The following is a 25108-nucleotide window of genomic DNA, read 5'->3' as shown; positions in this document are numbered from 1 at the left end:
CCCGAACCCCGAACCCCGAACCCCGAACCCCGAACCCCGGGTCCCGGGTCCCGGGTCCCGGGTCCCACCCCTCCCAACTTGTGGCCTAGTGTTCAGCTCCCGGACAGGCGCTACGATGACCGGTCATCTATCCACGTCCGCACAGGAGTGCCCATGTCCGTCGCCCACACCCGCCGTCCCCGCGCCACCGCGCTTGCTTTCGCCCTGGCCGCTACGCTTGGCGCCGGTTTCGCGCCCGGCCTGGCGTTCGCCGACGCGGGTGCGGCCGTCGCGCCGGTCGAGATCCCGTACGAGCAGTTCACCCTGCCCAACGGGCTGCGGGTGATCGTCCATACCGACCGCAAGGCGCCGATCGTGGCGGTCAACATCTGGTACGGCGTGGGCAGCAAGAACGAGCCGGCCGGGCGCAGCGGCTTCGCGCACTTGTTCGAGCACCTGATGTTCAACGGCTCGGAAAACCATCCGGGCGAGTACTTCGAGCCGTTCGAGCAGGCCGGTGCCACCGACCAGAACGGCACCACCAACACCGACCGCACCAACTATTTCCAGAACGTGCCCACCACCGCGCTCGACATGGCGCTGTGGATGGAGTCCGACCGCATGGGCCACCTGCTCGGCGCGATCGACCAGAAGACGCTCGACGAGCAGCGCGGCGTGGTCCAGAACGAGAAGCGCCAGGGCGAGAACCAGCCCTACGGCCAGCTGCGCCAGATCGTAGCCAGCACGATGTATCCGGAAGGCCACCCGTACCACCACACCACGATCGGCTCGATGAACGACCTCAACGCGGCCTCGCTGGACGACGTGAAGCAGTGGTTCCGCACCTGGTACGGCCCCAACAACGCGGTGCTGGTGCTGGCCGGCGACATCGACGTGGCGACCGCGAAGGAGAAGGTCGCGAAATACTTCAGCGACATCCCCGCCACCCCGACGATGGAGCAGCCTGGCGTGGCGATCGCGCCGCTGGCCGAGTCCGGGCGCACCGTGCTCGAGGACAAGGTGCCGCAGGTGATGGTGCGCCGGATCTGGAACGTGCCCGAGTACGGCACCACCGAATCGGCCATGCTCGACCTGTTTTCGCAGGTGCTCGGCGGCAGCGCCACCTCGCGGCTGGACAAGCGGCTGGTGCACCAGGACCAGCTGGTCGACAGCGTCGGTACCGCGAACTGGTCGTCGCAGCTGGGCGGCAGCTTCTTCATCAACGCGATGGTGAAAAAGGGCGGCGACGAGAAGAAGGTCGAGGCGATCATCGACGAGGAACTGCAGCGGCTGCTGGCCGAAGGCCCGACCGCCGAGGAGTTGGCGCAGGCCAAGACCGTGTTCCGCGCCGGCTTCATCCGCGGCGTGGAGCGTATCGGCGGCTTCGGCGGCAAGGCCGACGTGCTTGCCGCCTGCGAAACCTACACCGGCGCGCCGGACTGCTACCGCGACACGCTGCGCGACATCCAGGCCGCCACGCCCGAACAGGTGCGCGCCGTTGCGCAGGCGTGGCTGGGCAAGCCGAGCCACACCTTCGTGGTCGAGCCGGGCGAGCGCAAGCCGCTGGCCGAGGCGCCCGCCGCCAAGCCGGCGCCGTTCGAACTGCCGTCGCCGGACGCGAAGTACCAGGCCACGCCGAGCACGGTGGACCGCAGCAAGGGCGTGCCGCAGGTCGACAGCTTCCCGGACCTGGACTTCCCCGAGCTGCAGCACGCGACCCTGGCCAACGGCAGCAAGCTGATCCTGGCCGAACGCCACGAGATCCCCGTGGTGGAGATGAGCTACCTGTTCGACGGCGGCTATGCCTCCGACCAGGATGGAGAGCTGGGCCGCGCGAGCTTTGCCATGGGCATGCTCGACGAGGGTGCCGGCAAGCTCGACTCGCTGGCGTTCGCCGCCGCAGAGGAGAACCTGGGCGCCGAGATGAGCGCGGGCGCCTCGCTCGACGGCAGCAGCGCCTACCTGTCGACGCTGAAGGAAAACCTCGACGACTCGGTGGCCCTGTTCTCCGACATGCTGCGCGCCCCGCGCTTCGACCAGTCCGAGATCGACCGGGTCAAGGCGCAGTGGATCGCCGGCATCGCGCAGGAAAAGGCGCGCCCGAACTCGGCCGTGCTGCGCGTGCTGCCGCCGCTGCTGTTCGGCGCAGACCATCCCTACGGCATCCCGCTCACCGGCAGCGGCACCGAGGCCGGCATCGCCGGCCTCACCCGCGACCAGCTGGTGGCCTACCAGCAGCAGTGGCTGCGCCCGGAGAAGGCGACCGTGGTGGTGGTCGGCGACACCACGCTGGCCGAGATCGTGCCGGTGCTCGACCGCCACTTCGGCGACTGGAAGGGCGAGGGTGACGCGCCTGCGGCCACGAGCGTGGCCAAGGTCGAGCGTCCGGCCGAGCCGCGCGTGTTCCTGATCGACCAGCCCGGCGCGGTGCAGGCCAACATCTTCGCCGGCAAGGTCGTGCCGTCGACGAAGGACGACGGCGCGGTGCTGCTGGACATGGCCAACGAGGTGATCGGCGGCAGCTTCACCTCGCGCCTGAACATGAACCTGCGCGAGGACAAGCACTGGTCGTACGGCGCGCGTTCGACGCTGGTCAATGCCCAGGGCCAGCGCCCGTGGCTGGCCTATGCGCCGGTGCAGATCGACAAGACCGCCGAATCGCTGGCCGAAATGCAGCGCGAGATCAGCGCCTACGTGGACGGGACATCCCCGGCCACCGGCGCCGAGGTCGAAAAAATCGTCGCCAACAACCTGCGCAGCCAGCCCGGTGCCTACGAGACCGCCGGCTCGGTGCTGGGCACGATCGGCAGCATCGTCCGCTATGACCGCCCGGACAACTGGGTCGAACTGCGCAACGCGCAGATCCGCGACCTGACCCCGGAGCAGGTCAACGCCGCCGCGCGCACGCTCGACCCCGGCGCGCTGACCTGGGTGGTGGTGGGCGACCTGAAGCAGATCGAACAGCCGGTGCGCGCGCTGGACCTTGGCGAGGTCAGCATCATCGACGCCGACGGCAAGCCGGTGGCGGACGCGCCGGCGACGGACAAGGACGCCAGGTAAGCCAGGCCCGTTGCCTCCCCCTGCCGGTGCGGGGGGGAAGGCAACCCGGGGGCGTGGCTGAAGCCGCGCCTGCCGGAGCCGTGCGGCGGCTTGCCGCGTCCAGCCCGGCCCACCCACAATGCCGTGTCCCCGCAACGCCCGGAGCCGTCCATGCGCCACCTGCCGCTTGCCGTCCTCGCCACCGCCGTCCTCGGCCTGCCCGGCTGTACCTGGGTGCACATGGCGCCCGGTGCGTCGGCGGTGAAGGTCGTGGCCACCGCGCCGACCGGCTGCGAAAAACGCGGTGAAATCAGCGTCTCGGTGGCCGACAAGGTGGCCCTGGTCTACGAGCGCAACGACCTGCGGGTGCGCGAGGAACTCGAAACCCTGGCCCGCAACGAAGCCCCGGGGATCAACGCCGACACCATCAGCCCGCTGGGCCCGCCGGTGAAAGGCGACCAGAACTTCGCCGCCTGGCACTGCGGCAACTAGGCGCCGGGTACCGGGCCGGAAACCTGAGCGTTCCGCCACCGCCGCAGGGCCCACGGAATGCGGGGGGGTCCGGAAGCCGGTAATATGGGTTCCCTTTTGTCCGTTATCCGGCGGCCAGCCCATGCTTTTCCAACACGTTGCCATCGCCGGCCTCGCCCACATCGACGCGCCGCGACGGTTGTCCAGCGATGAGATCAACGCGCGGCTCAAGCCGACCCTCGACCGCCTCGGCATCAAGACCGACGTGCTCCAGGACGTCGCCGGCATCCACGCCCGCCACCTCTGGGACGAGGGCGTGCAGGCCTCCGACGCGGCCACGCTGGCGGGCGTGAAGGCGTTGGCCGACGCCGGCATCGACCCCAACAAGGTCGGCCTGCTGGTCAACACCTCGGTCAGCCGCGACTACCTCGAGCCGTCCACGGCCTCGATCGTGTCCGGCAACCTCGGCCTGCCCGACACCTGCCAGAACTTCGACGTCGCCAACGCCTGCCTGGCCTTCCTCAACGGCATGGACATCGCCAGCCGCATGATCGAGCGCGGCGAGATCGACTACGCCCTCGTGGTCGATGGCGAGACCGCGGACCTGGCCTACGAGAAGACCCTCGAGCGCATGACCCGCGCCGATTCCACCGAGGAAGACTTCCGCAACGAACTGGCCACCCTGACCCTGGGCTCCGGCGCCGCGGCCATGGTGTTGGCGCGCGCCGAGCTGGCCCCGGGCGCGCCGCGCTACAAGGGCGGCGTGACCCGCGCGGCGACCGAATGGAACAAGCTGTGCCGCGGCAACCTCGACGGCATGATCACCGACACCCGCACGCTGCTGATCGAGGGCGTGAAGCTGGCGCAGAAGACCTTCGTCGCCGCCCGCCAGGCGCTGGGCTGGGTGGTGGAAGAGATGGACGAATTCGTCGTCCACCAGGTCAGCAAGGTGCACACCGCCGCCTTCACCAAGGCCATGGGCATCGATCCGAAGAAGGTCCTGACCATCTTCGGCGAGCACGGCAACATCGGCCCGGCCTCGGTGCCGATCGTGCTGAGCAAGCTGCGCGAGATGGGCCGCCTGAAGAAGGGCGACCGCATCGCCCTGCTGGGCATCGGCTCCGGGCTGAACTGCTCGATGGCCGAGGTGGTCTGGTAAGGCCCGCCCGCCTTCCCGCATCAGGGCCGGTTCGTCCGGCCCTTTTCATGTTGACGACCCCCATGGACTTCCCCGACTACCCGTTCACCCCGCGGCGCTTCGAGGTGCGGCCCGGCATCGCGATGTCGTACCTGGACGAGGGGCCGCGCGACGGCGAGGTCGTGGCCATGGTCCACGGCAATCCGTCGTGGAGCTACTACTGGCGGCACCTGGTGTCGGGGCTGCGCGACCGCTACCGGTGCATCGTGCCCGACCACGTCGGCATGGGGCTGTCCGACAGGCCCGACGACGGTGGCGGCGTGCGGCCGCCGGCCGACCCGGGCGCGGCGCGCTACGACTACACGCTGCGCTCGCGCATCGACGACCTGGGCGCGCTGCTGCGCCATGCCGGCATCGACGACGCCACGCCGGTGACGCTGGCGGTGCACGACTGGGGCGGGATGATCGGCTTCGGCTGGGCGCTGTCGCACATGCCGCAGGTGCAGCGGCTGGTGATCACCAATACCGCCGCGTTCCCGCTGCCGGCGGCCAAGCCGATGCCGTGGCAGCTGTCGCTGGGGCGCGACTCGGCGCCGGGCGGCTGGGCGATCCGCCGCTTCAACCTGTTCGCGCGCGGCGCGGCGCGTTTCGGGACCGTGCGCCGGCTCCCCGCGGACGTGCGCGCGGCGTTCGCCGGCGTGTACGACGGTTGGGACAACGCGATCGCCACGCTGCGCTTCATGCAGGACATCCCACTGCGCGAAGGCGACCGCGCCTGGCCGCTGGTCGCCGAGGCCGGGCGCCGGCTGCACGAGTTCGCCGACCGCCCCGCTTTCATCGGCTGGGGCCTGCGCGATTTCGTGTTCGACCGCCACTTCCTGGCCGGCTTCCGCGACGCCCTGCCGCGTGCGCAGGTCATGGCGTTCGACGATGCCGGCCATTACGTCATGGAAGACCGGCACGAGGTGCTGGTGCCGGCGATCCGGGAATTCCTCGACGCCCACCCCCTGTAGCGGCTGCGACGATAATCGGCGAATGACCGGTCCCTGCAACATCGCCGCCGCGCTGCCGTCGCTTGCGGCCGCGCATCCCGACCGGGTTGCGATCCGCTGCCCCGGCCACGGCGGGCGTTACGACGTCGCGCTCGATTACGCCCAACTCGATGCGCGCAGCGACGCCATCGCCGCCGGACTGGCCCGGCGCGGCATCGTGCGCGGCACGCGCACCGTGGTCATGGTGCGGCCGACGCCCGAGTTCTTCCTGCTGATGTTCGCCCTGTTCAAGGCCGGCGCGGTGCCGGTGCTGGTGGACCCGGGCATCGATCGCCGCGCGCTGAAGCAATGCCTGGGCGAGGCGCAGGCGGAAGCGTTCATCGGCATTCCGCTGGCGATGCTGGCGCGGCGGCTGCTGGGCTGGGCGACGTCGGCGCGCACCTGCGTGACCACCGGCGCGCGCGCGTGGCTGGCTGACGCCACGCTGGCGCAGGTCGAGCATGACGGCGCCGGCGCCGGGCCGCAGCTGGCCGACACCCGGCCCGACGACATCGCCGCGATCCTGTTCACCAGCGGCTCGACCGGCGTGCCCAAGGGCGTGGTCTACCGGCAGCGGCATTTCGTGGCCCAGGTCGAGATGCTGCGCACGGCGCTGGGCGTCGAAGCCGGCGGCGTGGACCTGCCGACCTTCCCGCCCTTCGCGCTGTTCGATCCCGCGCTCGGCCTGACCTCGATCATCCCCGACATGGATCCCACGCGCCCGGCCGCGGCCGATCCGCGCAAGCTGCTGGCGGCGATCGAACGCTTCGGCGTGACCCGGCTGTTCGGTTCTCCGGCGCTGATGGGCGTGCTGGCCGCCCACGGTGCCGCGCTGCCGACGGTACGCCGCGCGACGTCCGCCGGCGCGCCGGTGCCGCCGGAGGTGGTGGCGAAGATGCTCGCGCTGCTGCCCGGTGACGCGCAGTTCTGGACGCCCTACGGCGCCACCGAATGCCTGCCGGTGGCGATGATCGAAGGCCGCGAGCTGCTGACCCTGCGCGAGCGCACCGAACGCGGTGCCGGCACCTGCGTCGGCCGCCCGGTGCCGCCGAACGTGGTTCGCATCATCCGCGTCAGCGACGAGGCGATCGAACGCTGGTCGGACGAACTGCAGGTGCCGGACGGCGAGGTCGGCGAAATCATCGTCGCCGGTCCCACCGCCACCGACAGCTATTTCAATCGCGACGCGCAGACGCGGCTGGCGAAGATCCGCGAGCAGCCGGGCGAAGCGGGCGGGCGCATCGTCCATCGCATGGGCGACCTGGGCTACTTCGACGCCGACGGCCGGCTCTGGTTCTGCGGCCGCAAGTCGCAGCGCGTGGTCACCGCCGCCGGCACGCTGTGCACCGAGCAGGTCGAGCCGGTGTTCAACACGCACCCGGACGTGCGCCGCACCGCGCTCGTGGGCCTTGGCGCGCGCGGCGCGCAGCGCCCGGTGCTGTGCGTCGAGCTGAACCACGGCATCGCCCGTGCGCAGCGGCCGCGCATCGCCGACGAACTGCGCGGAATCGGCGCGCGCTTCGCGCACACGTCCTGCATCGACACGGTCGTGTTCCACCCGCGCTTCCCGGTCGACATCCGCCACAACGCCAAGATCGGGCGCGAAAAACTTGCCGCGTGGGCGGTGAAGCAACTGCGGAGCAAACAATGAAGATCCTGGTTACCGGCGGCGGTGGATTCCTCGGCCGCGCGCTGTGCCGCGGCCTGGTGCAGCGCGGGCACGAGGTGGTGAGCTTCAACCGCGGCCTGTACCCGGTGCTCGACACGCTGGGCGTGCAGCAGCTGCGTGGCGACCTGGCAGACCGCGATGCGGTGGTGGCCGCGGCAGCCGGCTGCGAAGCGGTCTTCCACAACGCCGCCAGGGCCGGCGCCTGGGGAAGTTACGACAGCTACCACCGCGCCAACGTGGTCGGCACCGACAACGTGCTGGCCGCCTGCCGCACCCACGGCATCGACCGGCTGGTCTACACCTCCACGCCCAGCGTCACCCACCGCGCGACCCATCCGGTCGCCGACGGCACCGCCGACACCGTGCCCTACGGCGACGGTTTCAAGGCAGCGTATGCCGCCACCAAGACCATCGCCGAAAAAGCGGTGCTGGCCGCCAACGACGCCGGGCTGGCGACGGTCGCGCTGCGCCCGCGCCTGATCTGGGGGCCGGGCGACAAGCAGCTGTTGCCGCGCCTGGTCGAGCGTGCGAAGGCCGGGCGCCTGCGCTTCGTCGGCGACGGCAACAACGTCATCGACACCACCTACATCGACAACGCGGCGCAGGCGCACTTCGACGCGTTCGATCACCTCGGCCCCGGCGCGGCCTGCGCCGGCCGCGCCTATTTCATCAGCAACGGCGAGCCGAAGACCGTGCGCGAAACCGTCAACGCCCTGCTGCGCGCGGCCGGTGCGCCGGAGGTCGACGGGACGCTTCCGTTCCGCGCCGCATATGCCATCGGCGTCGCCTGCGAGGCGGCGTGGACGCTGCTGCCGCTGCGCGGCGAGCCGCCGATGACGCGCTTCCTCGCCGAGCAGCTGAGCACCACGCACTGGTACGACATGGCGCCGGCCACGCGCGACTTCGGCTACCGGCCGCGGGTGTCGTTTCACGATGGAATCACGCAGCTGAAGCATTCATTCCAGCGCGCGTCGTCCGTCACCCGCTGACGACCGCGCACCGTGGATGATGGCTGGCAATTGAAAGCCACCATCCCTCGGAGCTCCGCATGCTGCACTACGCCATCGTCTTCTTCGTCATCGCCATCATTGCCGCGGTGCTTGGTTTTTCCGGCATTGCCGGCGCGGCCAGCAACATCGCCTGGATCCTGTTCGTCGTCTTCCTGATCCTGGCAGTGGTGTCGCTGCTGCGCGGCAAGCGTCTCTGACGCCGCGCGTTGCGTGATCCGCGGGCCCGTCTCCGGACGGGCCCGCGGTCGTTTGCAGCCGGGCATTTCCCGTAGGAGCGGCTTCAGCCGCGAGCTTTTGCGGCTGCCATGTCCACTGCGACGCCGGGGTATCGCTCTTGCGGGCAGTGCCAACGGCAGCCTTCCACGATCTCCCGGCCTTTGCAGGGCGGGGCGTAGAGCTCGCGGCTGAAGCCGCTCCTACTAGAACCCATTTGGCCTCCGCGGCCCGGCATCGGCCCACGGCTACAATGGGCCATGACCGACGCCAACGCCCCCACCTCGCCGCTGGACGCCTTCAAGCCCGCCGCCGGGCGGGTGCTGGAAGCCGCGCTCAACCGCGCCGTCGCGCTTGACCCCGACACCCACGAAGCGCTGCGTGCGCTGGACGGCCGCCGCATCGAACTGGCCCTGCAGTCGCCGCCGCTGGCGCTCGAACTGCGCGTTGACGACGGCCGGCTCGTGGTCGGTCCGGCCGGCAGGCGCGAGGACGAAGCCGACCTGTCCGTGCGCAGCACGCTCGGTGCGCTGCTCGGACAGCTGCCGTCGCTGCTGGGATCGCGCGGCGACGAAGCACCCCCCATCGGCGGCATGCGCATCTCCGGCGACGCCGACCTCGCGCGCCGCCTGCAGCGGCTGGCCGAGCGCTTCGATCCGGACTGGCAGCAGCCCTTCGTCGCGGTGCTGGGCGACGTGGTCGGCGTGCAGGTCGCCAACGGGTTTGCGGCGGCGCTGAAGCAGGCGCGCACGCTGGCCGGCGGGCTGGCCGGGAACGCCGCCGAGTACGTCGTCGAGGAATCGCGCGACGTGGTCGGCCGCGACGAACTCGATGCCTTCCACGACGACGTCGACGCGCTGCGCGACGACGCCGAGCGCCTGGCCGCGCGCGTCGCGCGTCTCGCGGGGGCGGCGCGATGAAGGGCGCCCTGCGCGCGCTGCGCATCGGCCGCGTGCTGGTGCGCCACCGCCTCGACGACCTGTTCGACGACACCCCGGCCGAGCGCTGGCTGAAGCTGATGCGTCCCTTCGTGCCGCGCGCCCCGCGCGAGCTGGCCGCGCAGTCGCGCGGCGCGCGACTGCGCCTGGCGCTGCAGGAGCTGGGGCCGATCTTCGTCAAGTTCGGCCAGATCCTGTCCACCCGCCGCGACCTGGTGCCGCCGGACGTGGCGGACGAACTGTCGCTGCTGCAGGACCGCGTTGCGCCGTTCGACGGCGACACCGCGCGCCGCATCATCGAGCAGTCGCTGGGCCGCGGGATCGACGAGGCGTACGCGGACTTCGACACCGTGCCGCTGGCGTCCGCATCCATCGCGCAGGTGCATGCCGCCACGCTGCGCGCGCAGGACGGCGCCCCGGCGCGCGAGGTCGTGGTCAAGGTGCTGCGCCCGGGCATCGAGCGCCAGATTGCCGCCGACATCGCGCTGCTCAGGAACGTCGCCGGCCTGGTCGACCGGACCCATCCGGCCGCCGACAAGATCCGCCCGCGCGCGATCGTGGCCGAGATCGAGAGTACGCTGGCGGCCGAACTCGACCTGCAGCGCGAGGGCGCCAACGCCTCGGTGCTGCGGCGCTTCTGGGAGGGCTCGGACGACCTCTACGTGCCCGAGCCGATCTGGAGCCACAGCGCCGGCCGCGCGCTGACCATCGAGCGCGTGCGCGGCATCCCCAGCGACGACATCGCCGCGCTCGACGCCGCCGGCATCGACCGCAAGGCTCTTGCCGCCAAGGGCGTGCGCGTGTTCTACACCCAGGTGTTCCGCGACAACTTCTTCCACGCCGACGCGCACGCCGGCAACATCTGGGTCGACAGCGACCCGGCGCGCAAGGCCAACCCGCGCTTCATCGCGCTCGACTTCGGGATCATGGGCCAGCTCTCCAGCGAGGACCAGTACTACCTCGCCGAGAACTTCATGGCGATCTTCAACAAGGATTACCGTCGCATCGCCGAGCTGCACGTGCAGGCCGGCTGGATGCCGTCGCACATCCGCATCGACGAACTCGAGGCCGCCGCGCGCACCGTGTGCGAGCCGTACTTTACCCGGCCGCTGTCGCAGATTTCGCTGGCCGAAGTGCTGATCAAGCTGTTCCGCACCGCGCAGCGCTACGAGCTGACCCTGCAGCCGCAGCTGATCCTGCTGCAGAAGACCCTGCTCAACATCGAAGGCGTCGGCCGCCAGCTCGATCCGCAGATCGACATCTGGGCGGTGGCGAGGCCGGTGCTCGAACGCATCCTCGCCGAGCGCTACAGCCCGCAGCGGCTGATGGGCGAGTTCCGCAAGCGCCTGCCCGAAATGATCACCCAGGCGCCCGAGGTGCCGCGGCTGGTGCACGCCTGGCTCACCCAGCAGGTCGAGGGCCGGCACGAGCTCGCGTTGCGCTCGCGCGACCTGTCCGAACTGGTGCACACGATCAAGAGCGTGCAGCGGCGCACGGTGGCGGCGATCTTCGGCAGCGGCCTGCTGATCGTCGCCGCGATCCTGTACGGCCTGGAGGCCGGCGGCCCGCGCCTGCTGTCGATCCCCGCCGCCGCCTGGATCGCCGGCCTCGGCGGCCTCTGGGCCGTCGCCGCCGCGTGGCCGCGCCGCTGAAAGCTTCCTCCCCGAAAATGCAGGAAAAGGTCGCTTGGCTCCCTCCCCTGCCGTCGAGGGGGCAAGAGCTCTCTGTCCTTTACCGCGACGAGTTCCTCGCCGTCGTCGACAAGCCCGCCGGGCTGATGGTCCACGACAGCAAGCTGGCGCGCGGGGAGACCGACTTCGCCGCCGATCGCCTGCGCGAGCAGTTCGGCACGCAGATCTTCCTCGTCCACCGCCTCGATCGCGCCACCAGCGGCTGCCTGCTGCTGGCGTTCGACCGCGACAGCGCGTCGGCACTGGGCAGGATGCTGATGTCGCGTGAAGTGGCCAAGGACTATCTTGCGATCTGCCGCGGCTGGCCGGCGGAAACGGCGTTCACGGTCGACCACCCGCTCGACGGCGGCCCCGGCAAGCCGGAGAAAAAGCCCGCGGTCACCGGCTTCGAGCGGCTGGCCACGACCGAACTCGATGAACCGTCATCGGGTTTCCCGACCTCGCGCTACGCGTTGCTGCGCGCATGGCCGCAGACCGGGCGCTTCCGCCAGATCCGCCGCCACCTCAAGCACCTGTCGCACCACCTGATCGGCGACACCAGCCACGGCGACGGCCGCCACAACCGCATCTTCCGCATGCGCGGGATCCATCGGATGCTGCTGCATGCGCAGCGGCTGGAGTTCGCGCACCCGCACGAGGGCCGCCGGATCATCGTCGAGGCGCCGCCCGACGCGCAGTTCGCGCGGGCGCTGGCGTTGTTCGCGTCGACCGCTTCGATCTCCCGGTAGGAGCGGCGGAAGCCGCGATCACGGATCGTGACGAAAGCGATCGCGGCTCCCGCCGCTCCTACCGGGAGCACGCGCGGAAGCAGGGCAGGGCAACGACGCGGAGCGCGCCCTACAATGCCCGCCGGAGGCTCCCATGACCCAGCCGGCGATCACCATCCCGGAACACGAAATCGTCGAGCGCTTCGTGCGCGCCGCCGGCCCGGGCGGGCAGAACGTCAACAAGGTGGCCACCGCGGTGGAGCTGCGGTTCGACGTCGCCAACTCGCCGACGCTGCCCGAACCTGTGCGCGAACGCCTGCTGGCGCGGCGCGACCGTCGCGTCACCGCAGATGGCGTGCTGGTGCTCAGCGCGCAGCGCTTCCGCACCCAGGACCGCAACCGCCAGGATGCGCGCGAGCGGCTGGCACACTTCATCGAATCCGGGTTGTACGCGCCGAAGAAGCGGGTCGCCACCAAACCCACGCGCGCCGCGAAGCAGCGCCGCCTCGACGCCAAGCGCGAACGCAGTAACATCAAGCGCGGTCGCGGCCGCAGCCGCCGCGACTGGGAATGACGCAACGCGCCGAGGGGAACGCATGACGCCAACGCACGACGACGTGGTCCTGCCACTGCCGCCGAACGCGCCGCGGGTAAAGCCCAATCGCTTCACCCGCTGGCTGGGGCGCACCATCCTGAAGCTCGGCGGCTGGCGCATGGTCGGGCAGATCCCCGACATTCCGCGGCTGGTCCTGATCGGCGCGCCGCATTCGTCCAACTGGGACGGGCTCTGGGGCTTTTCCGCCAAGCTGGCGCTGGGTGTCGACATCCGCGTGCTGGGCAAGGACTCGCTGTTCCGGATCCCGGTGCTGGGCTACCTGCTCAAGCGCCTGGGCGTGATCCCGGTGGACCGGCAGGCCGCGCAGGGGGTGGTCGAACAGGCCGCGGCGCTGATCCGCGGCAGCGAGAAGTTCTGGTACGGGCTGGCGCCGGAAGGCACGCGCAAGCGGGTGGAGCGCTGGAAGACCGGCTTCTGGAAGATCGCCAGGGCCGCCGACGTGCCGGTGCTGCGGATGTACTTCCACTATCCCGACCGCGTCATCGGCTTCGGCCCGCTGTTCCACCTGTCCGACGACATGGCCGCCGACATGGCCGCGATCCGCGCGTGGTACCGGCCGTGGATGGGCAAGAACCGCGGCACCACCTGAGCGGCGCGCGCGGCGGCGAGGGTTCCCGCAGCGAGTGATCGCGGCGCGCGGCCCGGACGTGCGGCCCGCCGCCTACTTCGCCGGATCGGCCTTGCGTGCCCCGGTACCGGTCGCCCGCGGGCGGCGCTCGCGCGGTTTCGCCTTGCCCGGTGGCGGGGCGCTGATCCGGGAGGGCGCGGGAGCCGGCGGCTCGTCGCCGTGCAGCGTCATCAGCGATTCCAGCAGTTGCTCGTCGGCGCTGGAACACACGCCCAGCAGCAGTGCCTCGTCGCAGCCTTCGGCGACGGTATAGGCGTGGCCCATGTTCGAATCGATGTAGACCGACTCGCCGGGGCCGAGCACGATCGGGTCGTAGAACTCGGTGTGCACCCCGACCCGGCCTTCCAGCACGTGGATGTACTCCTCGCCGGAGTGTCGGACCAGGTCGCCGAACTCGCGGATGCTCTTGGCGCGTACCCGCGTGAGCACCGGGATCATGCGCTTGCGGCGCAGCTCCGGGCACAGATAGTAGTAGTCGTAGTTGGGCGTGTTGACGCGGACCGCATCCTCGATCCGGCCGATGCTGCGGCGCGCGGTCACGGCCGGTTCGGAGGCCTCGGCCTGTTCGGCGAACAGTTCGGACATGCGGATGTTGAGGCGCTGGCTGAGCTGCAGCAGCTTGTCGTAGGTCAGGGTCAGGCGGTCGTGCTCCACCTTCGACAGGGTCGACAGCGGGATGCCGCAGCGTTCGCTCATCTCCTTGAGCGTCCAGCCGTTGCGCGCGCGCAGCGAGCGCAGCAGGCCGCCGATGGTGGGGTGTTGCGGGGTCATGCGTGGGTTCCTGCCGTTCGTCCGCGCCGCCGACGCCGGCGACGCCGGGCATCCACCTGCCCGTGGAATACATGATCACCGCTCGGGGCCGGATTTGCCAGACGGGTTGACAATTCTCTGATCAGGATGTTTATTGCGGAACGGGATATTTCTCCGGCCAGCGGTGCGGCATGCCGCGCGGCCGGTCCGGCACACGGACATGAGGGGAGAAGGGCGATGCGTGGGATCTGGATGATGGCGGGACTGCTCGGGCTGGTACTGGCGCACGCCGCGCCGGCGCAGGTGCCCGACCCCCTGCCGCCCGAAGCCGTGGAAGCGGCGCCGGCGCCGACGCAGGCACAGGAGTCGCCATCCGATGCCGGCGACGGCGTCGCACTGACCCGCGCCGACGCCGAAGCCTGGCTGGACGGCTACCTGCCCTACGCGCTGGCCGCCGGCGACATCGCCGGCGCCGTGGTCGTGGTGGTGAAGGACGGCCGGGTGCTGCTGCAGAAGGGCTACGGCTACGCCGACGTGGCCGAGCGCACGCCGGTCGACCCGGCCAGCACGCTGTTCCGCCCCGGCTCGGTGTCCAAGCTGTTCACCTGGACCGCGGTGATGCAGCTGGTCGAGCAGGGCAAGCTCGACCTCGACGCCGACGTCAACCAGTACCTCGACTTCGAAATCCCGCCGCGCGACGGCAAGCCGGTCACGCTGCGCAACGTGATGACGCACACCGCCGGCTTCGAGGAACAGATCCGCGCGCTGATCACGCCCGACGCCGATGCGATCACGCCGCTGGGCGAGGCGCTCAAGCACTGGGTGCCCGAGCGCATCCATGCCCCGGGCAGCACGCCGGCGTACTCCAACTACGCGACCGCGATGGCCGGCTACATCGTCGAGCGCGTTTCCGGCGAATCGTTCGACGACTACATCGAGCGCCACATCTTCCAGCCGCTGGGGATGGCGCATTCCAGCTTCCGACAGCCGCTGCCGCCGGCGCTGCTGGCGAAGATGTCCAAGGGCTATGCGAAGGCCTCCGACGGCGAGGCGAAGGACTACGAGTTCATCAGCCTCGCGCCCGCCGGCAGCCTGGCCTCGACCGGCGCCGACATGGCGCGCTTCATGATCGCGCACCTGCAGCGCGGCGCCTACGACGGCGCGCGCATCCTCCGCGGCGACACCGCGCGCATGATGCACACCACCGGGCAGGCGTCGGTGGGCCCGCTCAACCGCATGATGCTCGGCTTCTACGAGACCTCGGTGAACGGCCACCGCGCGATCGCGCACGGCGGCGACACGCAGTGGTTCCACAGCGACCTGCAGCTGTTTCCCGATGACGGCATCGGCGTGTTCGTGTCGATGAACAGCTCCGGCCGCGACGGTGCGACCGGACACATCCGCAACGCGCTGGCGCGCGGCTTCGCCGACCGCTACCTGCCCGGCAAGGCGGCGCCGGCCAAGGGCGTGCCCGCGCAGGACGCGAAGCAGCATGCGCAGCAGATCGCGGGCACCTACACCAGCAGCCGGCGGCCGGACAGCAACTTCATGTCGCTGGTCAACCTGCTCGGACCGGTCAAGGTGGTGGCCAACAAGGACGGCACGATCAGCGTGACGCTGGCGCTGGGCCCTGGCGGTGCACCCAAGAAGTGGCGTGAAGTCGCGCCGTACCTGTGGCAGGACACCGCCAGCACCGACCGGCTCGCGGCCGACGTGGTCGACGGCAACGTCACGCGCTTCACCATGGAGCCGTACGCGCCGATCATGGTGTTCCAGCGCCTGTCTACCTGGCGGGCGCTGGCGATGCCGCTGTTCGTCGCGAGCCTGGCGATCCTGCTGCTGACGGTGCTGGCATGGCCGGTGTCGGCACTGGTGCGGCGCTACTACGGCGTGCAGTACCGGCTCGCCGGCAACGACGCGCGCGCGCATCGCCTGGTGCGGATCGCGGCATTGCTGATGCTGGTGGCGATGGGGGCAATGCTCGGTCTGGTGGTGTCCATGCTCGGCGACCTGGCGCTGACCAGTGCCAGCATGGATGGATGGATCATCGCGCTGCGGCTGTTCGCCACGGTGGTGCTGCCGCTCGGTGCCTTGATCGCGCTCTGGAATGCCTGGCACGCGCTGCGCGGCCAGCGCCGCATTCTTGCCAAGCTGTGGGCGGTGCTGCTGGCGCTGGCCTGCCTGTTCCTGCTGTGGATCGGCTTCGCCGACCACGTGATCGGGTTCGGCGCGAACTACTGATCGATGCACGGCCGGCTGCCTTCGCAGCCGGCCCTCCAACCGCACATCCTCCCGGAGCGCGTGAACCGTGCCGATCGAACTTGAATTGCACAACGAACCATTGCCGCTGGCGGCGCCGTTCCGCATCGCCGGGCACGTCTTCGAGGCGATGCCCGCGACCGTGGTGACGCTGCGCGACGGCACCTGCACCGGCCGCGGCGAGGCGGCCGGTGTCTACTACAACGACGACCATCCGGACGCGATGCTCGCCACGCTCGAGGCGCTGCGGCCGCGGATCGAGGCGGGCCTCGACCGCGAAACGCTGCGCACGCTGCTGCCCGCCGGCGGCGCGCGCAACGCGCTCGACTGCGCGCTGTGGGAGCTCGAGGCGCAGCGCGCGGGCGTGCCGGTCTGGAAGCTCGCCGGCCTCGACGCCGTGCGCCCGCTGCTGACCACGTTCACGGTCGGTGCCGACGATCCGGGCGTGATGGCCGACCACGCCGCGGCCTTTGCCCAGGCGCGCGCGCTGAAGCTGAAGCTCACTGGCGATCCGGCGCTGGATGCCGCGCGCGTGCGTGCGGTGCGTGCGCGCTGCCCGGACCCGTGGATCGGCGTCGATGCCAACCAGGGCCATGGCGCGGCCACGCTCCCCGCATTGCTGCCGGCGCTGCTCGAAGCGCGCGTCTCGCTGCTCGAACAGCCCTGCGCCCGCGGCCGCGAGGACGAACTGGACGGCATCGAACGCGTGCTGCCCTTCGCCGCCGACGAAAGCATCCTCGACCTGGCCGAACTCGAGGCGCGCCACCACCGCTTCGACGTCATCAACATCAAGCTCGACAAGTGCGGCGGCCTGACCGAAGGCCTGCTGATGGCCCGGCGCGCGCGCGAACTGGGCAAGCAGGTGATGGTCGGCAACATGTGCGGCACCAGCCTGGCGGCGGCGCCCGCCTTCGTGCTGGGCCAATACTGCGACGTGGTCGACCTCGACGGCCCGATCTTCCTGGCCGCCGACCGCACGCCCTCGGTGCGCTACGAGGACGGCTACATCGCCTGCGGCGACGAGGTCTGGGGCGCGAAGGCGGCCGCGTGAGCGCGGTGGCCGACAGGGACGGTGCCACCTGGTTCGGCCAGCCGCGCGGGCTGACGATCCTGTTCCTGACCCAGATGTGGGAGCTGTTCTCCTACTACGGCATGCGCACGCTGCTGGTCTATTACATGACCAAGCAGCTGCTGTTCGCGCAGGACAAGGCGTCCTTCATCTACGGCACCTACACCGCGATGGCGTACTTAACGCCGATCCTCGGCGGCGCGATCGCCGACCGCTGGCTGGGCAAGCGCAACGCGGTGGTGATCGGCGGCAGCATCATGGCCATCGGCCATTTCGTGATGGCGTTCGAGCCGATGTTCTACGTCGCGCTGGCCACGATCGCGCTGGGCAACGGCCTGTTCCTGCCGAGCCTGCCGAGCCAGATCAACGATCTCTACGCTGCCGACGATCCGCGTCGCGGGCGCGCCTACAACGTCTACTACGTGGGCCTGAACGTCGGCGGCCTGCTCGCACCGCTGGTCTGCGGCACGCTCGGCGAGCTCTACGGCTGGCACTACGGGTTCGGCGCGGCGGGCGTGGGCATGTTCCTCGGGCTGGTGATCTACCTCGCCGGGCGCCGCTACCTGCCGCCGGAGCCGCAGCGCTTCGTGCAACCGGTGGCCACGCCGCGGGACGTGCGCCGCGGCCATCACAAGGTCTGGTGGCTGCTGCTCGGCGTCGGCATCGCGGCGACGATCTTCCGCGGCGCGTACGAGCAGATCGGCAACACGCTGCCGCTGTGGATCGACACCGGCGTCGACCGCGCGTGGCTGGGCTTCACGATCCCGATGACCTGGTTCCAGTCGCTCAACCCGCTGCTGGTGATCTCGATGACGCCGCTGCTGCTGATGGCGTGGCGGCGTCGCGCCGATGCCGGCCGCGAGAGTTCGCCGGCAACGCGCATGGCGATCGGCGCGCTGGTGGTCGCGGCGGCCTACGTGCTGCTGGCGACCGTGACCGCGCTGGCCGGCGGGACGCGCGTGGACTGGCTGTGGGTGGTGGCGTTCTTCGTCATCCTGACTCTCGGCGAGCTGTACATCCTGCCGACCGGCCTGGGCCTGTTCGCCAAGCTGGCGCCGCCGCGGCTGGGCGCGACCACGGTGGCGTCCTGGTTCCTCGCCATCTTCAGCGGCAGCCTGCTGGCCGGCCTGGTCGGCACGCTGTGGTCGAAGGCCAGCCACCCGGCGTTCTTCCTGCTGCTGGCGGGGCTTGCCACCGTCGCCGCCGCGCTGCTGTGGCGGCTGGACCGGCCGATCCGCTCGCTGCCATGACCCGATCGCGCAAAGGAGTCCCGACCATGCCGCGATTGACGCTCGCGCTGGCTGCCTGCGGCACGACGCCGGCGCCCGACGCGCCGTCGCAGCGCTACGACGGGCCGGGCTGGCGCGGCGACCGCGCGGCCGGCGGTGTCGAGGGGAATAAATGATTTTCCGCTTGTATTGACAATTCTCTGATTGGGATCATCATCCCCGATCAGGATCGAACATCGGGCGCCGCCGAGCGGTCGCCCGCCCATGTGCACTTCCAAGCAACGACCCGGGGAGAACGACCATGACCGCATCCACGTCCACCGGATGTTCCCGCCGCTCACGGCTGGCCCTCGCCATTCTTGCCGCCATGGCATTGACGACCACCGGCGCCGCGCTCGCCCAGGACGCGGATCCGGGCCGGACCGCGACGGCCGACGCCACCGAGCTGGACCGCGTGATCGTGACTGCCAACAAGCGCGTGGAGAACGTGCGTGAAGTGGCGGCGGCGATCAGCGTGATCGGCGAGCAGCAGCTGGAGAACATGGGCGCGAACTCGCTCACCGACTACGCCGACCTCGTGCCCGGCCTGCAGGTGCAGGACGCCGGCGCGCCGGGCATGACCGCGGTCTCGATCCGCGGCATCGCCGCGATGTCGTCCGGTGCCACCGTGGCCACCTACATCGACGAGGTGCCGGTGGGCTCGAGCGGCGTCTACCAGGCGGCGAACATCTTCAACCTGGACCTGCTGCCCTACGACATCAGCCGCATCGAGGTGCTGCGCGGGCCGCAGGGCACGCTGTACGGCGCCGGCGCGATCGGCGGCCTGCTCAAGTACGTGACCCGCGAGCCGGACCTGCTCTCGCGCGAAGTCCGGTTCGGCGCGGGGCTGTCCTCGGTGGCCGACGGCGACCAGGGCTGGAACGTCCGCTTCGGCGCGAGCCTGCCGCTGCAACAGGATCGGCTCGGCCTGCGGGTGAGCTACGCGCGCAACGAGCTGCCCGGCTATACCGACAACATCGTCGACGGCCGCAAGGACATCAACGGCGGCAGCCAGACCGGCGCGCGCGCGGCGCTGGCATGGGATGGCGACGCCTTCGACCTGAAGCTCTCGGCGCTGCGCCAGACCATCGACAGCGACAACAGCGCCAGCGTGGCGCTCGACCCGGTGACCGGCGCCCCGATGTTCGGCGACCTGACCGGCCAGGTGTGGCAGCCGCAGCCGTTCACCAAGGACCTCGACCTGTATTCGCTGACCCTGGACTGGGACCTGGGCTGGGCCGATTTCGTCTCCGCGACGGGGTGGTCCGATACCCGGACCATGTACCAGCTCGATTCGTCGATCCAGTTCGGCGAGTTCGCCAACCTGCAGCTGGGCCTGCCGGAGCCGGGGCAGTCGAGCATCCGCTACACCCTCGACCTGGACAAGTGGACGCAGGAATTCCGCCTCAGCTCCAAGAGCGGCGGCCGCTTCGAGTGGCAGGTCGGCGTGTTCCACACCCGCGAGGACGCGATGCAGCGGCAGTACGTGCGCCTGCTGCAGGGCGATGGCTCGGCGCTGCCGGCGCCGCTGGACGACATGTTCGGCGTGCTGGCGGTGGTCGAGCTGCCCAGCGACTACAAGGAGACGGCGCTGTTCGCCAACGGCTCCTGGCGCATCGGTGACCGCTTCAAGATCGACGCCGGCGTGCGCCAGGCGCGCAACGAGCAATGGTTCAGCCAGAACGTGCCGGCCGGCGTGCTGGTGCCGATCGGCGACGCGCCCGGCGAGTCCGACGAGGACGTGTTCACCTGGAGCCTGAGTCCGCAGTTCCAGCTCAGCGACGACGTGATGGTCTACGCGCGCGCCGCCACCGGCTACCAGCCCGGCGGGCCGAACGTGGCGCTGCCCGGCATGCCGTCGAGCGTGGATTCGTCGATGCTGTCGAGCTACGAGGTCGGGCTGAAGTCGCAGTTCGCCGACCGCCGCGTGCAGCTGGACCTGGCCGCGTTCCGCATCGACTGGGACGACATCCAGGTGGCGGCGCAGTTCAACGGCATCGGCGGGCTGGTCAACGGCGGCGAGGCGACCAGCGAGGGCCTGGAGCTGGCCGCGCTGTTCCGCCCGGTCGACCGCCTGCAGCTGGGCCTCAACGCCGCGTACACCAGGGGCAAGGTGAAGAACGACTTCGCCGCGAGCGTGATCCCGCAGCCGGGCTTCGACGTGGTCCTCAACACCGGCCTGGCCGGCGACCGCATGCCCTACATCCCGAAGCTGGCATGGTCGGCGACTGCGGAATACCAGTTCGACCTGGCCGGCGGCGCGCAGGGCCAGGTCGGCGCCGCGCTGCGTTGGGTCGGCGACCGCGTCAACGACACCACCGAGCGCCAGCGCATCACCGCGCCGGGGGATCCGTCGACCATCCTGGACGAACAGATCACCCCGCCGGTGAAGCTCGATTCGTATCGCGCGCTCGACGTGTACGCGGGGATCGGCAAGGGCGGCTGGTCGCTGCGCGCCTACGCCAACAATGTGACCGACGAACGCGCCTGGTCTTCGGTTACCCCGGCTGCCAGCGCACTGACCGGCGCCACCGTGCACAACGCCGCGGTGCCGATCCAGCCGCGCACCCTCGGCCTCGAGTTCGACTACCGCTTCTGATCCGTCCCGCAGCCCCAAGGACGAACCGCCGCATGCCCAGTGCCGATCCACCGCCGCGCGAACCCGATGTCCTCCCGCAGCCCTACCTGCTGTTCCTGGGCGACATCGTCGAGCCGGCGTACGCGAAGACCGCGTTCGGCCTGCGCGACTGGGCTCGCGAGCGCTGCATCGGCGAGTTCGCCTGTGCGGACGGCAAGGTGAGCGTCGGGCTGCCATCGCTGACGCCGGCGCAGGCACACAGTGCCGGCGCCGGCTCGCTGGTGATCGGCGTCGCCAATCCGGGCGGGCGGATTCCCGACAGCTGGCTGCCGTCGCTGCTGCAGGCGCTGGAGGCCGGGCTGGACCTGGTGGGCGGCATGCATGCGAGGCTGGGTGGGATCGCGGTGCTGCGCGAGGCGGCGGCGCGGCTGGGCAGGCGGTTGATCGACGTGCGCGAACCACCGCGCGAGCTGCCAATGGCCAGCGGCCGCAAGCGCAGCGGCAAGCGACTGCTGACGGTCGGGACGGACTGCGCGATCGGCAAGAAGTACACCGCGCTGGTGCTGTCGCGCGCATTCGCGCGGCGCGGCATCGACGTCGATTTCCGCGCCACCGGCCAGACCGGCATCCTGATCGCCGGGCGCGGCATCCCGATGGACGCCGTGGTCAGCGATTTCGCCGCCGGTGCCGCGGAAGCGCTGTCGCCCGACGCCGGCGCGGACCACTGGGATGTCATCGAAGGGCAGGGCTCGCTGTTCCACCCGGCCTACGCCGGCGTGTCGCTGGCGCTGCTGCACGGCAGCCAGCCCGACGTCATCGTCGTCTGCCACGAGCACGGCCGCGCGCACGTGCTGGGCTACCCCGACTATCCGCTGCCCGGCGTCGAGGACACCATCGAGCTGGCGCTGCGCCTGGGACGGCGCACCAACCCGGCGATCCGCTGCGCCGGCGTCAGCCTCAACACTGCGACGCTGGCGCCGGACCAGGCCGCGCGCGTAATCGCCGCCGAGGGCGAGCGGCTGGGTTGCGCCGTTGCCGATCCGATGCGCGAAGGCGCGGCGCTGGACCGGCTGGTGGAGGCGTGCCTGGCATGAGCGGCCCCGCCACGTGGTTCCAGCGCTACCTGTTGCCGGGCTTCGTGTTCCAGGCGGCGGTGATCGCCGGCGGCTATGCCACCGGGCGCGAGCTGGTGGAGTTCTTCCTGCCGGCCGGGCCGTGGGGCGGGCTGCTGGCGATGCTGGTGAGCATGCTGGTGTGGAGCGCGGTGCTGATGGCCAGCTTCGAGCTGGCCCGGGTCGCGCGCGCCTACGACTACCGGTCGTTCTTCAAGGTCCTGCTCGGCCGCGGCTGGTTCGTGTTCGAGATCGGCTATTTCCTGCTGATGATCATCATCCTGGCGGTGATGGGCGCGGCCGCCGGCGAGATCGTGTACAGCCTGTTCGACCTGCCGCGGCTGGTCGGCTCGCTGGGCATGATCGCCGCCACCGGCGCGATGCTGGTGTTCAACAGCGCGGTGATCGAGAGGTTCCTGACGATTTCGGTGGGCTACCTGTACCTGGTCTACGCCGTGTTCGTGGTCTGGAGCGTGGTCGCGTTCGGCGACCGCATCGAGGCCAACTTCGCCTCGGAGCCGGTCACCGGCAACTGGGTCAAGGCCGGTGTCACCTATGCCGGCTACAACGTGGCCACCATCCCGGCGGTGCTGTTCTGCATCCGTCATCTGGCTCACCGCCGCGAGGCGCTGGTCGCGGGTGCGCTGGCCGGTCCGCTGGGCATGTTGCCGGGCGTGGTGTTCTACATCGCGATGATGGGCTACTACCACGAGATCGGCGCCGAGGCGCTACCGTCGGCATTCCTGCTGGCCAAGTTGCAGGCGCCGTGGTTCGAGTGGGCGTTCCAGGTCGCGGTGATGCTGACCCTGGTGGACACCGGCGTGGCGCTGCTGCATGCGATCAACGAGCGGGTAGCGAAATCCTACGAGGAGCGGCAGCGGCCGATGCCACGTGAATTGCGCCCGGCCATTGCAGTGGGCGTGATGCTGGCGGCAGTGTACGCGGCAAGTGCTGTCGGCCTGGTCGACCTGATCGCCAAGGGCTACGGCACGCTGACCTGGGTGTTCCTGGCGGTGTATGTGCTGCCGCTGATGACCTGGGGCGTGTGGCTGCTGTGGCGTCGTCCGCATCGCATCTCGGCGGCGTGAGCAGGTGCCTTTGTGGCAGGTCCCTTGCAAGCAGGGCCCCTGTGGGAGCGGCCATGGCCGCGATTCCGGCCGATCGCGGCCATGGCCGCTCCCACAGAAGCAGTCAACCAGCGCGTCCCGAGGTTGCCGCAACGTCCAGGAGATCATGATGGTGTCCATCCCGAAATGCCTGCAGTCCGCCGCCGTCGCGACGGGCCTGTTGTTCTCGACGGCCGCGTTTGCCGTGCCGCCACCGGACCTGGACGCACGCATCGATGCGGTGATCCACGAACGCGGCGTGCCCGGCATGGCGGTCGCGATCGTCGAGCAGGGCAAGGTGACGCACGCGAAAGGCTACGGCGTGCGCCGGCTGGGTTCGCCCGAGCCAGTCGATGCCGACACCATCTTCCCGACCGGCTCGACTGGCAAGGCGATCACCGTCGCGGCGCTGGCGGTGCTGGTCGACGAAAAGAAGATCGGCTGGGACGACAAGGTCACCGACCACCTGCCGGGCTTCCAGATGTACGACCCGTGGGTGACGCGCGAGATGACCATCCGCGACCTGCTGGTGCACCGCAGCGGGCTGGGGCTGGGCGCCGGCGACCTGATGTTCGTGCCGCGTTCCTCGCGCAGCCGCGCCGAGACCGTGCACGCGTTGCGTTACATCAAGCCGGCCACCAGCTTCCGCAGCGGCTACGCCTACGACAACGTGCTGTACGCGGTCGCCGGGCAGCTGATCGAGGACGTCACCGGCAAGACCTGGGAGGCGTTCGTCCGCGAACGCGTGCTGGCGCCGGCGGGCATGCGCTCGTCGACCACCGACGAGGCCGACCAGTTCGCCGATCCCAATCGCGCGCAGCCGCACGCGCGCATGGACGGCGGCTTCCGCGGCATCGGCCAGCAGGAAGTGCTCGACGAGCGCGCCGGCCTGGGCCGCAACGCCGCGCCCGCGGGCGGGATCGCATCGAGCGCGAACGACCTCGCGCGCTGGCTCTCGATCCAGCTCGGGCACGGGCGGCTGCCCGGCGAGCCTGAAGGTGGGCGCCGGCTGTTCAGCGCAGATGCCTCGCGCGAGATGTGGACGCCGCAGGTGCTGGTGCCGATCGCGCAGTTCCCGGAACCGGTCGCCGATGCCACGCCGCAGTTCTCGTCGTACGCGCTGGGCTGGGGCGTCCGCGACTACCGCGGGGTGAAGATCATCGAGCACGGCGGCGCGGTGTTCGGCGTGCAGACCATGGTGGTGCTGGTGCCCTCGAAACAGGTGGGCTTCTCGCTGCAGATCAACTCCGAGGACGGCGAGGTCCTGTACGGGATGATGTACGAGCTGCTCGACCACTACCTCGACGCGCCGAAGCGCGACTGGATGGCCGACTTCATCGCCTTCAAGCAGGCCAGGCAGGAAAAGATACTGGCCGCTTCGCGCGCCACCGACACGCGCAATGCGGATTCGCGTCCCTCGCTGCCGCTGGCCGGCTACGCCGGTGGCTACGCCGACCCGTGGTACGGCCCGATCGACGTCCGCCACGAAGGCGGCAAGCTGCGGATCGACTTCCGGCAGACGCCGGACATGGCCGGCACGCTCGAGCACTGGCAGTACGACACCTTCCGCACCATATGGGACGACCGCACCCTCGAGCCGGCCTATGTCACCTTCAGCCTCGATGCCGCCGGCAAGGTCGCCCGGATCACGATGAAGGCCGCCTCGCCGCTGGCGGATTTCAGCTACGACTACCAGGACCTGCTGCTCACGCCGGCACGCGGCGACTGAGCCACGGCGAACTCGCCCCGGCGTGTGGTCGCGTCGGGGCACAGGCCAGGCGCCGTGAGCGGCACTCCTGAATGGCCGCCTGAACCAATTGCACATGCCCGGACCCG

At 70.3% G+C, this 25108-nt stretch carries 21 protein-coding genes; 20 read left to right on the top strand and 1 reads right to left on the bottom strand.

Annotation, left to right across the window (positions count from 1 at the left end; all coding sequences use genetic code 11):
* Positions 1-153 precede the first annotated feature (153 nt).
* The 12 genes from ABD679_RS00315 (at position 154) to ABD679_RS00260 (ending at position 13091) form a co-directional block, all read left to right on the top strand.
* On the top strand, positions 154-3039 hold the full coding sequence (locus tag ABD679_RS00315; RefSeq protein ID WP_344757928.1) for a M16 family metallopeptidase: 2886 nt from the start codon (positions 154-156) through the stop codon (positions 3037-3039).
* A 150-nt stretch (positions 3040-3189) separates the two neighbouring features.
* Entirely contained in the window at positions 3190-3510 is a 321-nt protein-coding gene (locus ABD679_RS00310) for a DUF4156 domain-containing protein (RefSeq protein WP_344757927.1), read from the top strand.
* A 121-nt stretch (positions 3511-3631) separates the two neighbouring features.
* On the top strand, positions 3632-4648 hold the full coding sequence (locus ABD679_RS00305) for a 3-oxoacyl-ACP synthase III (protein ID WP_344757926.1): 1017 nt from the start codon (positions 3632-3634) through the stop codon (positions 4646-4648).
* Positions 4649-4710: 62 nt separating this feature from the next.
* Positions 4711-5640 (top strand): alpha/beta fold hydrolase, encoded by a 930-nt coding sequence (locus tag ABD679_RS00300; RefSeq protein WP_344758219.1) that lies wholly within the window; start codon positions 4711-4713, stop codon positions 5638-5640.
* Positions 5641-5662: 22 nt separating this feature from the next.
* Positions 5663-7309, top strand: a complete 1647-nt coding sequence (gene oleC / locus ABD679_RS00295) for an olefin beta-lactone synthetase (RefSeq protein WP_344757925.1) — start codon at positions 5663-5665, stop codon at positions 7307-7309.
* Positions 7306-8316, top strand: coding sequence for a 2-alkyl-3-oxoalkanoate reductase (oleD, locus tag ABD679_RS00290; protein WP_344757924.1), 1011 nt, complete (start codon positions 7306-7308; stop codon positions 8314-8316). Before oleC ends, oleD begins: the two co-directional genes overlap by 4 nt.
* A 59-nt stretch (positions 8317-8375) precedes the next feature.
* Positions 8376-8534: a DUF1328 domain-containing protein gene (locus ABD679_RS00285; RefSeq protein WP_344757923.1), complete on the top strand. Its 159-nt coding sequence runs from the start codon at positions 8376-8378 to the stop codon at positions 8532-8534.
* A gap of 276 nt (positions 8535-8810) precedes the next feature.
* Positions 8811-9470 (top strand): ubiquinone biosynthesis accessory factor UbiJ, encoded by a 660-nt coding sequence (locus tag ABD679_RS00280; protein WP_344757922.1) that lies wholly within the window; start codon positions 8811-8813, stop codon positions 9468-9470.
* Entirely contained in the window at positions 9467-11140 is a 1674-nt protein-coding gene (gene ubiB / locus ABD679_RS00275; protein WP_344757920.1) for a ubiquinone biosynthesis regulatory protein kinase UbiB, read from the top strand. Before ABD679_RS00280 ends, ubiB begins: the two co-directional genes overlap by 4 nt.
* A 17-nt stretch (positions 11141-11157) precedes the next feature.
* A complete protein-coding gene (locus ABD679_RS00270; protein ID WP_344757919.1) occupies positions 11158-11907 on the top strand; it encodes a pseudouridine synthase in 750 nt (249 codons plus the stop codon).
* A gap of 133 nt (positions 11908-12040) precedes the next feature.
* Positions 12041-12460 (top strand): alternative ribosome rescue aminoacyl-tRNA hydrolase ArfB, encoded by a 420-nt coding sequence (arfB, locus tag ABD679_RS00265; RefSeq protein ID WP_344757918.1) that lies wholly within the window; start codon positions 12041-12043, stop codon positions 12458-12460.
* Between the two features lie 22 nt (positions 12461-12482).
* Positions 12483-13091, top strand: a complete 609-nt coding sequence (locus ABD679_RS00260; protein ID WP_344757917.1) for a lysophospholipid acyltransferase family protein — start codon at positions 12483-12485, stop codon at positions 13089-13091.
* Between the two features lie 72 nt (positions 13092-13163).
* Here the strand turns inward: ABD679_RS00260 and ABD679_RS00255 are convergent, their stop codons facing one another.
* A complete protein-coding gene (locus ABD679_RS00255; protein ID WP_344757916.1) occupies positions 13164-13901 on the bottom strand; it encodes a helix-turn-helix domain-containing protein in 738 nt (245 codons plus the stop codon).
* 216 nt (positions 13902-14117) lie between these two features.
* Here ABD679_RS00255 and ABD679_RS00250 point away from each other — a divergent pair, with 216 nt between their 5' ends.
* The 8 genes from ABD679_RS00250 (at position 14118) to ABD679_RS00215 (ending at position 25001) form a co-directional block, all read left to right on the top strand.
* Positions 14118-16121: a serine hydrolase domain-containing protein gene (locus ABD679_RS00250; RefSeq protein WP_344757915.1), complete on the top strand. Its 2004-nt coding sequence runs from the start codon at positions 14118-14120 to the stop codon at positions 16119-16121.
* A 67-nt stretch (positions 16122-16188) separates the two neighbouring features.
* Entirely contained in the window at positions 16189-17190 is a 1002-nt protein-coding gene (locus ABD679_RS00245; protein ID WP_344757914.1) for a dipeptide epimerase, read from the top strand.
* Entirely contained in the window at positions 17187-18458 is a 1272-nt protein-coding gene (locus tag ABD679_RS00240; RefSeq protein WP_344757913.1) for a peptide MFS transporter, read from the top strand. The genes ABD679_RS00245 and ABD679_RS00240 overlap by 4 nt, the downstream gene beginning before the upstream one ends.
* A 26-nt stretch (positions 18459-18484) precedes the next feature.
* On the top strand, positions 18485-18613 hold the full coding sequence (locus ABD679_RS00235; protein WP_344757912.1) for a hypothetical protein: 129 nt from the start codon (positions 18485-18487) through the stop codon (positions 18611-18613).
* Positions 18614-18738: 125 nt separating this feature from the next.
* Positions 18739-21075, top strand: a complete 2337-nt coding sequence (locus ABD679_RS00230; RefSeq protein WP_344757911.1) for a TonB-dependent receptor — start codon at positions 18739-18741, stop codon at positions 21073-21075.
* 32 nt (positions 21076-21107) lie between these two features.
* A complete protein-coding gene (locus ABD679_RS00225; RefSeq protein ID WP_344757910.1) occupies positions 21108-22148 on the top strand; it encodes an N-acetyltransferase DgcN family protein in 1041 nt (346 codons plus the stop codon).
* A complete protein-coding gene (locus tag ABD679_RS00220) occupies positions 22145-23254 on the top strand; it encodes a YkvI family membrane protein (RefSeq protein ID WP_344757909.1) in 1110 nt (369 codons plus the stop codon). The genes ABD679_RS00225 and ABD679_RS00220 overlap by 4 nt, the downstream gene beginning before the upstream one ends.
* Positions 23255-23402: 148 nt before the next feature.
* On the top strand, positions 23403-25001 hold the full coding sequence (locus ABD679_RS00215; protein WP_344757908.1) for a serine hydrolase: 1599 nt from the start codon (positions 23403-23405) through the stop codon (positions 24999-25001).
* Positions 25002-25108: the final 107 nt, after the last annotated feature.

This window comes from Luteimonas lutimaris (assembly GCF_039537065.1).
GTDB lineage: Bacteria > Pseudomonadota > Gammaproteobacteria > Xanthomonadales > Xanthomonadaceae > Luteimonas > Luteimonas lutimaris.
Note: the sequence above shows the minus strand (reverse complement) of the source record. Positions and strands in the feature narration are given on the sequence as shown.

Excerpts from the sequence above, each read along its gene's own strand:
- ABD679_RS00225 (WP_344757910.1), top strand. The coding sequence starts at position 21,108 with ATGCCCAGTGCCGATCCACCGCCGCGCGAACCCGATGTCCTCCCGCAG.
- ABD679_RS00250 (WP_344757915.1), top strand. The coding sequence starts at position 14,118 with ATGCGTGGGATCTGGATGATGGCGGGACTGCTCGGGCTGGTACTGGCG.
- ABD679_RS00270 (WP_344757919.1), top strand. The coding sequence starts at position 11,158 with ATGCAGGAAAAGGTCGCTTGGCTCCCTCCCCTGCCGTCGAGGGGGCAA.
- ABD679_RS00300 (WP_344758219.1), top strand. The coding sequence starts at position 4,711 with ATGGACTTCCCCGACTACCCGTTCACCCCGCGGCGCTTCGAGGTGCGG.
- ABD679_RS00255 (WP_344757916.1), bottom strand. The coding sequence starts at position 13,901 with ATGACCCCGCAACACCCCACCATCGGCGGCCTGCTGCGCTCGCTGCGC.
- ABD679_RS00305 (WP_344757926.1), top strand. The coding sequence starts at position 3,632 with ATGCTTTTCCAACACGTTGCCATCGCCGGCCTCGCCCACATCGACGCG.
- oleD (WP_344757924.1), top strand. The coding sequence starts at position 7,306 with ATGAAGATCCTGGTTACCGGCGGCGGTGGATTCCTCGGCCGCGCGCTG.
- ubiB (WP_344757920.1), top strand. The coding sequence starts at position 9,467 with ATGAAGGGCGCCCTGCGCGCGCTGCGCATCGGCCGCGTGCTGGTGCGC.
- ABD679_RS00260 (WP_344757917.1), top strand. The coding sequence starts at position 12,483 with ATGACGCCAACGCACGACGACGTGGTCCTGCCACTGCCGCCGAACGCG.
- ABD679_RS00285 (WP_344757923.1), top strand. The coding sequence starts at position 8,376 with ATGCTGCACTACGCCATCGTCTTCTTCGTCATCGCCATCATTGCCGCG.
- oleC (WP_344757925.1), top strand. The coding sequence starts at position 5,663 with ATGACCGGTCCCTGCAACATCGCCGCCGCGCTGCCGTCGCTTGCGGCC.
- ABD679_RS00230 (WP_344757911.1), top strand. The coding sequence starts at position 18,739 with ATGACCGCATCCACGTCCACCGGATGTTCCCGCCGCTCACGGCTGGCC.
- ABD679_RS00310 (WP_344757927.1), top strand. The coding sequence starts at position 3,190 with ATGCGCCACCTGCCGCTTGCCGTCCTCGCCACCGCCGTCCTCGGCCTG.
- ABD679_RS00280 (WP_344757922.1), top strand. The coding sequence starts at position 8,811 with ATGACCGACGCCAACGCCCCCACCTCGCCGCTGGACGCCTTCAAGCCC.
- ABD679_RS00315 (WP_344757928.1), top strand. The coding sequence starts at position 154 with ATGTCCGTCGCCCACACCCGCCGTCCCCGCGCCACCGCGCTTGCTTTC.
- ABD679_RS00235 (WP_344757912.1), top strand. The coding sequence starts at position 18,485 with ATGCCGCGATTGACGCTCGCGCTGGCTGCCTGCGGCACGACGCCGGCG.
- ABD679_RS00215 (WP_344757908.1), top strand. The coding sequence starts at position 23,403 with ATGGTGTCCATCCCGAAATGCCTGCAGTCCGCCGCCGTCGCGACGGGC.
- ABD679_RS00220 (WP_344757909.1), top strand. The coding sequence starts at position 22,145 with ATGAGCGGCCCCGCCACGTGGTTCCAGCGCTACCTGTTGCCGGGCTTC.
- arfB (WP_344757918.1), top strand. The coding sequence starts at position 12,041 with ATGACCCAGCCGGCGATCACCATCCCGGAACACGAAATCGTCGAGCGC.